Source organism: Methanobrevibacter sp. 87.7 (assembly GCF_002208625.1).
In the GTDB taxonomy this organism is placed as follows: Archaea; Methanobacteriota; Methanobacteria; order Methanobacteriales; family Methanobacteriaceae; genus Methanarmilla.
Genome location: NZ_MRCT01000022.1, coordinates 1 through 16,015, shown reverse-complemented (window position 1 = coordinate 16,015; position 16,015 = coordinate 1). Strand labels below are relative to the sequence as shown.

General features: G+C 25.0%; 7 protein-coding genes. 1 reads left to right on the top strand and 6 read right to left on the bottom strand.

Annotated elements, in window-relative coordinates:
* Positions 1-103: 103 nt before the first annotated feature.
* The 6 genes from BGI41_RS02085 to BGI41_RS02060 form a co-directional block, all read right to left on the bottom strand.
* Positions 104-703 (bottom strand): GNAT family N-acetyltransferase, encoded by a 600-nt coding sequence (locus BGI41_RS02085; protein ID WP_088538592.1) that lies wholly within the window; start codon positions 701-703, stop codon positions 104-106.
* A gap of 762 nt (positions 704-1,465) precedes the next feature.
* Entirely contained in the window at positions 1,466-2,032 is a 567-nt protein-coding gene (locus tag BGI41_RS02080) for a TMEM175 family protein (RefSeq protein WP_088538591.1), read from the bottom strand.
* 2 nt (positions 2,033-2,034) lie between these two features.
* Positions 2,035-2,607 (bottom strand): TMEM175 family protein, encoded by a 573-nt coding sequence (locus BGI41_RS02075; RefSeq protein WP_088538590.1) that lies wholly within the window; start codon positions 2,605-2,607, stop codon positions 2,035-2,037.
* A gap of 285 nt (positions 2,608-2,892) precedes the next feature.
* Complete coding sequence (locus tag BGI41_RS02070; protein ID WP_143744762.1) at positions 2,893-7,698, bottom strand: Ig-like domain-containing protein; 4,806 nt, start codon at positions 7,696-7,698, stop codon at positions 2,893-2,895.
* A gap of 677 nt (positions 7,699-8,375) precedes the next feature.
* Positions 8,376-10,904 (bottom strand): Ig-like domain-containing protein, encoded by a 2,529-nt coding sequence (locus BGI41_RS02065; protein WP_088538588.1) that lies wholly within the window; start codon positions 10,902-10,904, stop codon positions 8,376-8,378.
* On the bottom strand, positions 10,885-13,515 hold the full coding sequence (locus tag BGI41_RS02060) for an Ig-like domain-containing protein (protein WP_088538587.1): 2,631 nt from the start codon (positions 13,513-13,515) through the stop codon (positions 10,885-10,887). The genes BGI41_RS02065 and BGI41_RS02060 overlap by 20 nt, the downstream gene beginning before the upstream one ends.
* A gap of 749 nt (positions 13,516-14,264) precedes the next feature.
* Between BGI41_RS02060 and BGI41_RS02055 the strand changes: the two genes are divergently transcribed.
* Positions 14,265-15,821, top strand: a complete 1,557-nt coding sequence (locus BGI41_RS02055; protein ID WP_088538586.1) for a ClC family H(+)/Cl(-) exchange transporter — start codon at positions 14,265-14,267, stop codon at positions 15,819-15,821.
* Positions 15,822-16,015: the final 194 nt, after the last annotated feature.

Below are 16,015 nucleotides of genomic sequence, written 5' to 3'. Positions count from 1 at the left end.
GTAATAAACATGATTTTTAACTTAATAAGTTAAAAAATAATAAAAAAAATTAAAATAATAAAATATTAAAATTTAATTATAATATTTAATAAAATAAAATAAATTAATAAATACCATATTCTTCTTTAACTTCATCTTTAATATCATTAAAATTCTTAATATCTGGCATATTTTCCTTATGACTACCAATAGTCTTTTCCATCCAGATCATATTATACCATTTATTAAATTTATATGCACAATTATTAAATTCCCCAACAAATTTATATACTTGTTTTTCATGATAATTAACACTATTTTTAGTTAAATATTCATCTTCAATTTTAGGATAACTAATACATGCATATAAATTAGTTATATTCTGTTTAATTAGGATTTTTTCAAGAGAATCATATAATTTAGATCCAATACCTAATTTTTTATAATTATTATCTACATATATTGATGTTTCTACTGACCAATTACAAGCTGCACGAGTAATTAAAGGACCAACATATGTATATCCAACAATATTTCCTTTATATACTGCTTTTAAATATGGATATTTCTTTAATGTATTTTCAATTCTTTCTTTAAACTCTTCAACTGTTGGAACATTACATTCAAAAGTTATTGCTGTATTTTTAACATAATGTTTATAAATTCTTTGTAATTCTAAAGCATCTTCTGGTTTTACTAGTTTAATTTCAACTTCTTCATCCATAATAATTCCCCTTTTATTAAATTATTTAAAACAAAAATATTCCCCCATCTTAAAAAATTTTATACTTTAAATGTATTAATTAAATAACTAAATGCATACTATAGAAATCAAAACCCAACCATTTAATGAATTAAAAAAACTACATATACATCATACAAATCAAAACCCATCCAAAAAATCATAATTTAAATAATTACATATACATCATAGTAATTAAAAAATATAAAATATTTAATATAATTAATATAATACATTTAAAGTAAGTTTATTTTATATATTTTAATTATAAATTAAATTAAATTAATTAAATATTGTTATTATTTAAGAAATTTTCAACATATTATTATTTTACGTTTAAATTTCTCTAAAAAATTTAATAATCTAAATTCCTACAAACTTTCATAATATCATCCTTTACATTATAAAAAAATTTTATAATAATTATAGTATTTTTCTTATTTAAAGTTTTCTACTTAAAATAGTATTTTTAGACAGAATTCAAAAATTATATAAGTATTTTAAAGAATTTGTCGTTATATAAGACTGTATAATTAAAAAAGAGAAATATAAGCTTATTTTATAAAAATATCAGAATTTAAAAAATAAAAATTTAATATTTTAAAAATAATCAAATAAAAAATAAAATAAAATGAATTTAATTATATAAATAATAAATTAATTATATAAATTAATATTTAATTTAAATAGAAATAATTAATGAATTATTTCCAATAAATCAAAAGACTATACTACATTGAAAATTTAAATATGTAAATATTGATCATAGTATACCCATAAAATCATTGCCATTAAACAACCAAGCATAATTATTGGTGGATAATACAAGTAACCTAAAATATAGACAACAATAAATAAAATAAATTCTACAAATGGATATTCAGTATCATCTAAATATAAGATTAAAGCAATATTTGCAGGATCTGAACGTTTTAATATTTTAGATTGAATCATATAATTAATATGTAATAAAACAAAAATCATACCAAAACATGCTTGAGCAAAAAAGACATCAAAATGTTCTGATACCATAACTGAAACATAAGGAAGGAAACTTAAAATAAAAATTTCAGAAAACATTATCCAAACAATAGAATTTGATAATTTATTAATCCTAATAAAAAGATTATGATTAGAATTCCATATATTATAAATTACAAAGAAACTTAAAAAATATGCAAAAAATTCATGTTTTAATTCCCATAAACCTGCAAATGTATTTGTACTAGGTAGACTAATTTCTAAAACAATTAAAGTTATAATAATTGCTAAAATTGCATCAATTAAAGCTTCAAATCTATCAGTCTCCATAATTATCCACACTCCTTACAGTATGCTGATTTTGGAACATTCCATAAAATTAAAGAAAGACAACAGAATATTAAAATCCAAATAGGATTTACAGTAAATGCTAATATAAAACCACATATATAAATGATTAAAACAAGAATATTAGTTCTTGAAAATCTAAAATCATCTAAATCCTTATTAAATTTATCTCGTCTTACTGCAACATGAGTTGTAAATAAGTATAAAATTAATGTAATAAAAAATATTAAACCATAACATATTTCAGGAACAATATCAAAAGGACTATGTGCAACCCAACTTGTAAAGTATGGAATTAATGTTACTACAAATGTTAAAATTAAATAAACAAAAATAACTACATTATCAATTTTTTCAACCTTATCAAATAATTTTCTATGATTATTCCAAATACTTGCAATTATAATAAAACTAATAAAATATGCAAAATAAAGAATTTTAAGATCCCATAAACCTTTAAGACTTAAAACTTCAGGTTGTGGAATTTTTAATATCATAACTGTCATCATAATTGCTAATATAGCATCAATAAATGTTTCAAAACGTCCGGAATCCAAATATAAACACCTATAAAATTTTAATATGTTAATAAATATTGATTTTATTTTATATAAAAATTATTAATATATTTTTAGTAAACTAAATTTTAATATTTAAGAATAAAACATGTAAATAAATTAAAAAAACAGATTAACATAAACATAAAAACTACTTTCACATACTATAATACTAAAATCTAATTAATTGTAAACTTATTAAAGAAAAAAAAGGACTTATTTTTAAAATTAAATTCTAAAAAAAATAAATAGAGAAAAAGATTTTCTCAAAACAAATATATAATTTTATTTTTTGCGAGATACAACAATACCAATCAAACTTAAAACAAATAATAAAACTAAAATAGGATTACCAGTTTTAGGCAAATCAGATACAGAAGAATCACCATTACCAACTAAACTAGAATCATACCCATAAACTGCAACACTATTAATACCATTACTATTAACATTATTATTAATATTATTAGTATTATTACTATTTATTCCATTACTATCTGTATTATTACTAGAAGCATAATCTATAATAAAACTAATATTAGCCTCAATACCAGAATAAATTTCATCACCATCAAATACAAGATTAAGATCATATTGACCGTTTTTAAGATTATCTAAAACTAAATAATCAATACCATCAACAACAGCAACATCATACCTTTTATTGTTAACATAAACAACAACAGTGCCATTTAAACCAGTACCATTAACTCCAGTAAGCTTAATTGTAATATTAACAGAATCATCTTTTACAGAACTTGATACATTAAGATTTGGTTTTAAGTGATCAATAGTGAAATTAAATAAACTTTCTGTTGGATTATAGTTCTTAATACCATTAAATATAGAATCAACAGTATATTCATTAGCAAATAAATCAGTAACAATCAAATTACCAGTATCATTAATAATAGTAACATTATAATCATTACCATCAACAGTAACAATAATGGTATCATTTAAAGCTTCATCATTAACTCCAGTTAAAGATACATTAAATTTAGCAATGAAATTTTTACCATTAAAATCAACATCAACTAAATTAACATCAAGAACAGGATCAACCTTACCAACATTAAATGAAGTCCTATTCTCACTAGCATTATAATTATTATCACCAGCAAAGTTAGTAAGAACATCATATTTACCACTACTAAGACCAGGTATATCTAAAGAACCATGACCATTAGTAACAGGAACAGTATAATCATTACCATCAACAGTAAAAGTAACAGTATCATTTAAAGCTTCACCATTAACACCAATAAGCTTAATATTTATTTCAGCATCTTTACCATAAGTAGTATCATCAACACTTACAACAAATTCAGTAACATTAGCTTTAAAAACATCAACACGTTCATTATCCAATGCTTCAGTATAATTCTCATTACCATCGAAAACAACACCAAATCCATAATAACTCGCATTAATACCAGGAACATTCAATTTACATTTACCATCAGTAACAGTAACAGTATAATTATTAAAACCATACATAATAATTGTAACAGTACCATTTAAACCAGTATCATTAACACCAGTAAGATTTATATTAATAACAAGATCATTACCATAAGTAATATTATCAATAGTTAATCTAATTTCAGAAATAGCTTTATTAACCTTAAATGAAGTCTTATTCTCACCAGCATTATAATTATCATTACCAGCAAAACTAGCAACAAGCTCATAATCACCAGCTGCAAGACCATCAATAGTTAAACTACCTGCAACATCAACAACATTAACATCATAATCCTTACCATCAACAGTAACAGTAACAATACCAGTTAAAGCCTCACCATTAACACCAATAATTCTAATATTAACAGTATTATTTTGACCATAATTAATATTACCCTCACTTACAATAAACACAGTAACATTTGCTTTACCAACAGTAAACTGACCAGTAGTAGAAACTAAAGTATAATTCTCATTACCAGGGAAATTAATAACAAAACTATAATCACCAGCATCAAGACCAGGAACAGTCAAACTACCTTTACCATCAGTAACAGTAATATTATACTCCTTACCATTAACAGTAACAATACCATTCAAACCAGTATCATTAACACAAAAAACATTAATATTTAAAGTAGCATCCTCACCATAATTAACTTCAGGTACATCAACCTTAATACTTGGAGTAGCCTTAGAAACATTAAATAAAATCTTATTTTCAGTAGCATTATAATTATCATTACCAGTAAAGTTAGCAACAAGATCATACTCACCAATATCAAGACCAGGAACAAGTACAGAACCACGACCATTAGTAACAGGAACAGTATAATCCTTACCATTAACAGTAACAGTAACAGTACCATTTAAAGCTTCATCATTAACACCGATAAGCTTAACATTGACCTTAACATCTTCACCATAAGTATTATCATCAACACTTACAACAAACTCAGTAACATTAGCCTTATAAACCTCAGCAGAACCAGTTCCAATAAATCCAGTACAATTTTCATTACCTTCATATATAGCAGTGAAAGTATACTCACCAACATCAAGACCAGGAACAAGTACAGAACCAACACCCACACTAAAAGTAACAGTATAATTTCTACCAAGAACAGATTTATCCTTAACAGAAGAACTTATACCAGTAATAGTAACTATAATATGATCTCCATTAGGAATATTACCAGATTGTTCCAATATGATAATATTAACATCATTACCATAAGAAACATCATCAATATTTAAATAAAAATTTGATTTATATTTTATAATTGTTAATAATGTTTTATTCTCAATAGCATTATAATTCTCATTACCAGCAAAACTAACAACAAGCTCATACTCACCAACAGCAGGACAAAGTATCCATACCTGACCTATACCATTAAAAACATCACCAGTATAATTTTTACCATCAACATTAACAGTAAAAATATCAGCATTTAAAGCTTCACCATTAACACCAACAACATTAAAGTTAAGTGAAAGTTCTACATGAGTATATATAAAAATTTGTTGTTTTAAACTAAATTCCGTGACATTAGCTTTACCAACTTTAACTTGACCAGTAGTAGAAACTACAGTATAATTCTCATTACCAAGATAATTAACAACAAAACTATAATTACCTGCATTAAGACCAGGAACAGTTAAACTACCTTTACCATCAGTAACAGTAATATTATACTCTTTACCATTAACAGTAACAGTAACAGTACCATTTAAAGCTTCATCATTAACACCAAGAACATTAATATTTAAAGTAGCATCCTCACCATAAGTAACTTCAGGTACATCAACCTTAATACTTGGAGTAGCCTTAGAAACTTTAAATGAAGTCATATTCTTACTAGCATTATAATTATCATTACCTTTATAAGTAGCAACAACATCATTATATTCACCAGCAGCATAAACTGGAACAAATATAGAACCACGACCATCAGTAACATTAACAAGATAATTCTTATTTACCTTATTTTTATCTTTAATAGTAACAGTAACAGTACCATTTAAAGCTTCACCATTAACACCAATAAGCCTAATACTAACAGTATTATTTTCACCATAAGTACTATTATTAACACTTACAATAAACTCAGTAACATTAGCTTTACCAACATTAACATTAACTTCAGCAGTATCAGATAAAGTATAATTCATATTAGTATATGTAACAACAAAGGAATAATTACCTACATTAAGACCAGGTATAATTAAAGAACCAACACCATTAGTAACATTAGCAGAATAATCCTTACCATTAATTGTAGTTCTAACAACACCATTTAAATTATTACCATTAATATCAACAACATTAACATTCACAGTAGCATTCTCACCATAAATAATATCATTAAAATCTACATAAAAAAAGATATCACTAGAAACTTTAAATGAAGTATTATAATTAGCACCATTATAATTCTCATTACCATCAAAACTAGCAACAAGCTCATACTTACCAGCATTATCAATATGAACAGTTAAATTACCAACACCATCAGTAACATTAACAAGATAATCCTTACCTGCAATATTAACATTAACAGTACCATTCAAACCTTGATTTTCAATACCAATAAGCTTAATATCTATTTTAGTATCATCACCATAAACAGTATCATTAACACTTACAACAAACTCATTAACATTAGCCTTATAAACAGTATAAGAAACAAAACCATTATAAGCATCCCTATAATTCTCATTACCAGGATAAAAAATAATAACTTGATATTTACCTGCATCAAGACCAGGTATAACTAAAGTACCAAAACCATCAGTAACAGTGTAATTATACACTCCAACAATAGTTTCACTATTTAACTTTACAGTAGCATTACCAATACCAGAAAAAAGTTCACCATTATATGAACCTTTAAGACTTATATAAGCAACAGCATCATCACCATAAACAATATTACGACTTTTAGTATTTACCCCTATCCGTATACCAGATTTATAAACATTAAATGCAGTATTATTCTCAGTAGCATTATAATTATTATTACCAGCAAAAACAGTAAGAACCTCATAGTAACCAACATTAAGACCAATAATTAAATTACCAACACCATCAGTAACATTAACAAGATAATCCTTACCTGCAATATTAACAGTAACAGTACCATTTAAACCAATACCATTAACACCAACAACATTAACATTCACAGTAGCATTATCACCATAAGTAATATCATCAACATCCACATTAATAGTTAAAGTAGATTTAGAAACAATAGTTGAATTCCTATCCATACCAGTAGTATAATTATTACCAGCAAATTCAGAATCATAATCTTTATTAAGAACTATATTATCACCATTCTCATTATCTAATAAATCATTATTTAATTCCTTATTTTCTGTACCTAAAACAACAGAATCCTCTTCTGATGCTTTAAGCATCTGATTATCAACAGAATCACCAGAACTAACAACAGTATAATCAACTTTAATATCATCATAATTGCTATTTATACTAGATCCATTAGAATCTAAATATAAACTATCATTATCAATATCATCATTTGCTGAAACACTACCAATACAAATAATTAATATAATAAGTAAAAAAGCAATACTCAATAATCTCTTTCTGTTTAACACAATTTTCACCTCCTTTTAATTAAATTAAGAAATCTGTACAAATATAAAAATTAATTAACACACATTAAAAAAATATTACATTTCTGATACAGGGAAAACTAGAAAATAATAAAAATAAACTATTATAAAAAACAATTAATTCCATATTTTTAATTTTCCAATCTATTCAAAAAATCTAAAAAATCTAACAATAAACTAATAATTAACTTTATAATCAATCCAAAAAATCCAAAAAATCCAACAACAAACTAATATTTAACTTTTTAATCCTTTTAAAACCAATAGATCATCAATAAATGTATTTAAATTTTTCAATATATTCAAAAATATAATAAAATTATTATATAACGATAGTTATATAAATTAACATATATAACTTTTTCTAAAATTTTTTTTAATAATATACATTAAAATAATAAAATTATTAAACAAATAAACATTTAAAACAAATAAAAATAAGATTATAAAACTAAAATTTAATCAAACTACTAAATAAAAATAAAAATGACAGAGTTCTTAAAAAAACAAAACATAAAACAAAACATAAACCCATAAACTAAAAAAAAAGACATAATTCTTAAAAAAATAAAATAGACTATGAATCTATAAACTAAAAAAAAGAACTTATTTTAAAAAATTAAATTCAAAAAAAAATAAAAAAAATAAAAATTATAATTTTATTTTTTGCGAGATACAACAATACCAATCAAACTTAAAACTAATAATAAAACTAAGATAGGATTACCAGTCTTAGGTAAATCAGATACAGAAGAATCACTATTACCAACTAAACTAGAATCATCACCATAAACTGCAACATTATTAATATTATCATTAGTATTTATTTTATTATTTGCATCATTACCTGATGTATACTTTATATTAAAACTAATGTTTGCATCAATACTAGAATAAATTTCATCACCATTAAATACAACATTAACATTATATTGGCCGTTTTTAAGATTATCTAAAACTAAATAACCAACACCATCAACAACAGCAATATCATACCTATTGTTAACATAAACAACAACAGATGCATTTAAACCAGTACCATTAACTCCAGTAAGTTTTATTGTAATATTAGCAGAATCTCCTTTTACAGAACTTAATACATTAAGATTTGGTTTTAAGTGATCAATAGTGAAATTAAATGAACTATTAGTTGGATTATAGTTCTTAGTACCATTAAATATAGAATCAACAGTATATTCCTTAGCAAATAAACCATCAACAACTAAATTACCAGTACCATTATCAATAGTAACATCATAAGACTTACCATCAACAGTAACAATAACAGTACCATTTAAAGCTTCAGAATTAACACCAATAATCTTAATATTTATTTCAGCATCTTCACCATAAGTAATATCATCAACACTTATAATAAACTCAGTAACATTAGCTTTACCAACATTAACTTTACTATTAGCAGAAATTACAGTATAATTCTCATTACCAGCAAAACTAGCAACAACATCATACTCACCAGCACCAAGACCAGGAACAGACAAAGTACCTTTACCTTCAGCTATAGTAACAGTATAATCTTTACCATTAATAGTAACAGTAACAGTACCATTCAAATCAGTATCGTTAACACCATTAAGATCTACATTAACAACAACATCTTCACCATAAGTAACATCAGTTGCATCAACCTTAATAGACGGAGTAGCCTTACCAACATTAAATGAAGTCATATTCTCACTAGCATTATAATTATTATTACCAGCAAATTTAGCAACTACATTATAATCACCAGCACCAAGACCAGGAACAACTACAGAACCTGCACCATCAACAACATTGACATCATAATCATTACCATCAACAGTAACAGTAACAGTTAAACCAGTATTATTAACACCATTAAGACCTACATTAACAACAACATCATTATCATAAGTAACATCTGTTGCATCAACCTTAATAGATGGAGTAGCCTTACCAACATTAAATGAAGTCATATTCTCACTAGCATTATAATTATTATTACCAGTAAAGTTAGCAAGAACATCATACTTACCAATACCAAGATCAGGTATGTCTAAAGAACCATGATCATTAGTAATAGGAACAGTATAATCATTACCATCAACAGTAACAGCAATAGTATCGTTTAAAGCTTCACCATTAACACCAATAAGCTTAATATTTATTTCAGCATCTTTACCATAAGTAGTATCATCAACACTTACAATAAACTCAGTAACATTAGCTTTACCAACAGTAGAAGAGATACGGTCACTTGCTGAAGTATAATTATTATTACCATTGTACATAATACTAAATTTGTAAGTACCTGCATTAAGACCAGGAATATTTAATTTACCTTTACCATCAACAACAGCAACATCATAAGACTTACCATCAGCAATAATAGTAACATTAACAGTACCATTCAAACCAGTACCATTTATACCAATAAGACCTATGTCAAAAACAACATCCTCACCATAAGTAACATTAGATACATTTATATACATATCTGGAGTAGCTTGATTAATTCTGAATGAAATTTCTTCCACACTAGCATTATAATTATTATTACCAGTAAAGTTAGCTATAAGCTCATACTCACCACCAGGAAGACCAGGTATAATTACAGAACCCCTATCATCAATAATATTGACAGTATAATTTTTACCATCAACAGTAATAATAACAGTACCATTTACATCATGATTTTTAACACCAGAAAGCTCAATATTAACAGTATGATCTTTACCATAATCATTATTATAAACAGTGATGTTCATACTAGTAATATTTGCTTTACCAACAGCAAACTGACCATTAGTAGAAACTAAAGTATAATTCTCATTACCAACGAAACTAGCAACAACATTATAATCACCAGCAGCAAGACCAGGAACAACTACAGAACCTTCACCATCAAAAACATTGACAGTATAATCTTTACCATCAATAGTAACAGTAACTTTACCATTTAAATCTTCATCGTTAATTCCGTTAAGATTTACATTAACAATAACATCATTACCATAAGTAATATCAGTTGCATCAACCTTAATAGACGGAGTAGCTTTACCAACATTAAATGAAGTCTTATTCATACTAGCATTATAATTAATATTACCCATAAAATTAGCAACAACATTATAATCACCAGCAGCAAGATCAGAAACAACTACAGAACCTTCACCATCAAAAACATTAACAAGATAATCTATCATCAACACTTACAACAAACTCAGTAACATTAACCTTACCAACATTAACCTTACCACTAGCAGAAACTACAGTATAATTCTCACTACCAGGATAATTAACACTAAATGCATATTCACCAGCACCAAGACCAGGAACAGTTAAACTACCTTTACCATCAACAACAGTAACCTCATAATCATTACCATTAATAGTAACAGTAACAGTACCATTTAAACCAGCATCATTAACACCAATAAGATCCACATTAACAACAACATCACTACCATAAGTAACATCAGTCGCATCAACCTTAATAGACGGAGTATCCTTACCAACATTAAATGAAGTCTTATTCACACTAGCATTATAATTATTATCACCAGCAAAGTTAGCAACAACATCATACTCACCAGCAGCAAGACCAGGAACAACTACAGAACCTTTACCATTAGTTATAGTAACAGTATAATCTTTACCATTAATATTAACAGTGATAGTATCATTTAATAATTCATTGTTAACACCAACAAGTGTAAAATCAACATTTACATCTTTACCATAAGTAGAATCATCCACAATAATATTAAATTCAGTTATATTTGCTTTAAATATAGTGAAATTCACAGTTTTATTAATGAAGCCATTATATTTATCATTTCCAGAATATGTAATATTAGCTGATTTAATATTTGCAGGATAAATGTCAATATTTAAATTAAGAATACCATCTTTTATAATTCCAGAATATTCTTTACCATCAATAATCACTTTTGCAGTACCACTAGCATCAGAATCAAATATTACCTGAATAACCTGATCTCCATAAGTAATATTATTAATAATAGTTTTTGTAATGTTTGTTTTATTATTATAAACAGTAGAATTTGAAATCATAGTATAATATGTATCATTTTTAAGTTGTGCTACTAATTTATAATAATATTCTGTTGGTAAACCAGATAACTCAACTATAATTTTACCATCAGCATCAGTAGTATAAGTTCTATTAAATATTAGATTATCATCATAATCAAATACAGTTACAATAACATCAATTCCTTCTTGGGTAAATCCAGTAGGTTCAGAATAACCTGGAACATTTCCAGTATTCATCACTCCATTAACTCCCCAATAAGTAAGATTATTTACATAAACATTATAATCAGTAAAAATACCATTAAATAGATTATTATTACCAGTAAATGTTATAACCATAGGAGATTTTGTATTATCAATAGTTAAACTTGAAGATTTAGCCTGATTATCCAATATAACTCCATTAGTTATATTTAAATTTCTATTTAAGTTGTAAATAGCACTTCCATTGTTTGCTTTTGAATTTTTAATATTAGAATTGTAAATATAACCATTTCTAACAGCATCCCAATAGATAGCACCACCTAAATTTGCAGTTGAATTAGTAAAATTAGAATTATAAATTTTACCATTATCACCAGCATAATAAATAGAACCACCAGACTCTCCACTACAATTAACAAAATTAGAACCATCTACAACACTATTAAATGAATCCACATATATAGCACCACCAGACTCTCCACTAGAATTAATAAAGTTAGAACTATTTATAGTACCTCCATATGCACTCAAATAGATAGCACCACCAATTTTTCCAGTAGAATTAATAAAAGTACAGTTATTTAAATTACCTTTTTTATAAAGAGAAGATGAAGAAAAAACTGCACCACCTTCATTACTAGCATTAGTATTAATAAATAAACAATTATTTATTTTAAAAGTTCCCCAAAGGTATAAGGAACCACCATTATCTGTAGAAGTATTAATAAATGTAGAATTCACACAATTTAAAATGTTTACTTGATTTATAGAAGATATAGCACCACCATTTGTAGAACTAATATTAACAAAGCTAGAATTTAATATATTTAAATGACTATATTCAATATTAATTGCACCACCATATATTTTAGAACTAACATTATTGAATTTGGAATTAACTATTTGTCCATTACTTTGTTTAATGTATATAGCACCACCATTACTAGAACTAGTTACATTAGTAAATGTACAATTATCTACATTAAAATCATTTGTTGAAGAAAAGGTTATAGTCCCACCATTAGAAGTACTTTTAGTATTAATAAAATTAAGATTACGAATTGTTACACTACTTGAAGTAATATCAAATACTTTCGCAATATTTAATCCATTAATTGTATATCCTTTACCATCAATTGTAATAGATTTTGAAATTTTTATTCCATTAATAAATGCAGAGTCAGTACTTGGATTATAAGTATAATTCTTAATAAGAACAATATTATTTCCACTATTTATTAAATCATTTAAATCTTTAAAAGATCCATCATTTTCTGCACCTAAAACAACAGGATCATTAACTGGTGTTTTAAGTATCTGATTATTAACAGAACCGTTAGATTTAACTGAATTAACATTATCATTTACTTCAATATCATTAACAGAATCATAATTACTACTTAATATACTTGACCCACTATTTACATTAGAATTTACTTCCAAAGAACCATGATCAATATCTGTTATATTATCATTTGCTGAAACAGTCCCTATACAAATACTTAATATAATAAGTAAAAGAGCAATACTTAATAATTTATTTTTGTTAAACATGATTTTCACCCCCCTTTAAACTAATTGTAAAAAACTGTACAAATATAATACAAATTATTTTACTTGAAAAAATATTACATTTTTAATACAGGGAAAATTAAAAATTAATAAAATTAATATATTAAAAAAATGCTTAAATTCACATTTTTAATTTTCCATTCCATTTAAAAATCTAATAAAATTATATATGTATTTATAATTTATATACAGCTAATACATATATAAGTTTTTCTACAAATCTTTAAAAATATAGTAAAAATAATAAAATCATAAAAAATCTAAATTTAATAATAAAAAACAATGAAAATAACTTAATAAAATAGAAAAATAATTAATAAATTAATTTATTTTCATTTAGATTCAGATACTAAATAATTATTATATAATAAATATAACATTAAAAATTTATTAAAACTATAAAATTAAATTTTCATAGAATTTAAAAAAATGAAACATTTACTAAAAACACGAAAAAGAACAACATAATATACATGAAAACTAAAAAAATTGATAGTTTAATAAAAAACATAAAATAGAAAAAAATAGTAATAAAAAACTAAACAATCTACTAAAAAATAATAGTATAAAATTAAACAATATTAACTAAAAAATAGAATTTTCTATAAAATTGAAATAAGCCCAATAATATCCTTATTAATTGAATCAAATACTTAATTTATTTAAAATATAAGAAATAAATAGATTAATGAATTTAAAATATTTAAATAAAATTCAATGTGGGGATACTAATGAGGAATTTAAATAGGGTTTATAATATTTTAATAAAAAATTCCAAATATCACCTGAATCTACTAATAGAAGGATTACTTATAGGTATTGTAGCAGGAATTGTTGTATCATTTTATAGATTTTCATTAATGAAATCAGAGAACATATTATATTATATTATTTCAATAGTTAAAGGAAATATTTATTATACTGTATTATGGTTTATTGCACTTATTATAATGGGACTTATAGTTGCTTATTTAATGAAGCTTGAACCGGATTCTAAAGGTAGTGGTATACCACAAGTAACTGCAGAGATTAAAGGATATATGAACCAATGTTGGTGGAGAGTTCTTATTACAAAAATAATTGGTGGAACTATTTCAACACTTGGAGGTTTATCACTTGGACGTGAAGGTCCTTCAATACAACTTGGTGCAATGGCGTCTAAAGGATTATCTAAAGTATTAAATACAAGCCCAACAGATGAAAATCGTTATATTCTTGCAGGTTCTGGTGCTGGTCTAGCAGCAACATTTAATGCTCCCCTTGCAGGATTACTATTTACTCTTGAAGAAATTGATTGTAGTTTTAATAGTAAAATTATTATTGTTGGATTAATAGCAGCATTTGTTTCTGATTTTATATCAAAATTAATATTTGGCCAATCTACAATATTTTCATTTGCTTCACCAGATATACCTTTAAATTATTATTGGTTACTTGTAATTTTAGGTATTATAATTGGATTTGCAGGATACATTTATAATAAAGGAATGACTGGTGCAAGTGCATTATGGAAAAAATATAATATTCCAATTGAAATTAGAGTTGTTAGTGCATTTTTAATAGCTGGTGTATGTGGATTTTATATTCCACAGATTCTTGCTGGTGGACATTCAATGATTAATATTCTAGAAATTGCAGTACCTTCATTATCTATTCTAATTTTATTACTTATAGGTAAATGGTTAATATCTGTACTTTCATTCTCATCAGGAGCACCTGGAGGTATTTTCTTCCCACTTCTTGTACTTGGTGCATATATTGGTGCAATTTTTAGTGCTATTGTAATTCCAATATTCCATCTTGATCCTATTTTTACATATAAAATTATTATTGTATCTATGGCTGCAATGTTTACTGCAACTGTTAGAAGTCCAATTACAGGAGTAGTTTTAATTGCAGAGATGACTGGTTCAGCACATAGTCTTGTAGCACTTATTATTGTAAGTATATTTGCATATATGATCCCTACAATATTAAATAACGACCCAATATATGATTCTCTTATGCAAAATCTTGTTAAAGATAATAAATGTAAATATAGTAAAGGAGTAAGACCTATACTTAACGAATATGCTATACCATTTGATTGTAAATTTAATGGTAAAAAAATCAATGAAATACCATTCCCAGAAACAGTACTTGTAGTTTCAATTATTCGTGATAATAAGTATATGATTCCAAATGATGATACATATCTAAAATATAATGATGAGTTATTCATTCTTATTGAATCAGAACGATACAATATAGATAATAAAAAGATTGAGAAACTTTTAAGTATTAATTAACATTAATTGTTAATTAATCATTTACTATTTTTAATAATATTAAATACTCATTTTACTAATTAAATTAAATACTTTTATTAAAAACAACTTTTTTTAAAAAATTTTAAATAATGAACAATTAATTTTAGAAATATTTAATAAAATAAACTTAAAATTGAATTAAAATTTTAACTTAAATTAGAAAACAATTAAAA

Bases quoted from the DNA above. Each gene is read 5' to 3' on its own strand.
- BGI41_RS02085 (WP_088538592.1), bottom strand. From the start codon at position 703: ATGGATGAAGAAGTTGAAATTAAACTAGTAAAACCAGAAGATGCTTTA.
- BGI41_RS02080 (WP_088538591.1), bottom strand. From the start codon at position 2,032: ATGGAGACTGATAGATTTGAAGCTTTAATTGATGCAATTTTAGCAATT.
- BGI41_RS02065 (WP_088538588.1), bottom strand. From the start codon at position 10,904: ATGATAGATTATCTTGTTAATGTTTTTGATGGTGAAGGTTCTGTAGTT.
- BGI41_RS02060 (WP_088538587.1), bottom strand. From the start codon at position 13,515: ATGTTTAACAAAAATAAATTATTAAGTATTGCTCTTTTACTTATTATA.
- BGI41_RS02055 (WP_088538586.1), top strand. From the start codon at position 14,265: ATGAGGAATTTAAATAGGGTTTATAATATTTTAATAAAAAATTCCAAA.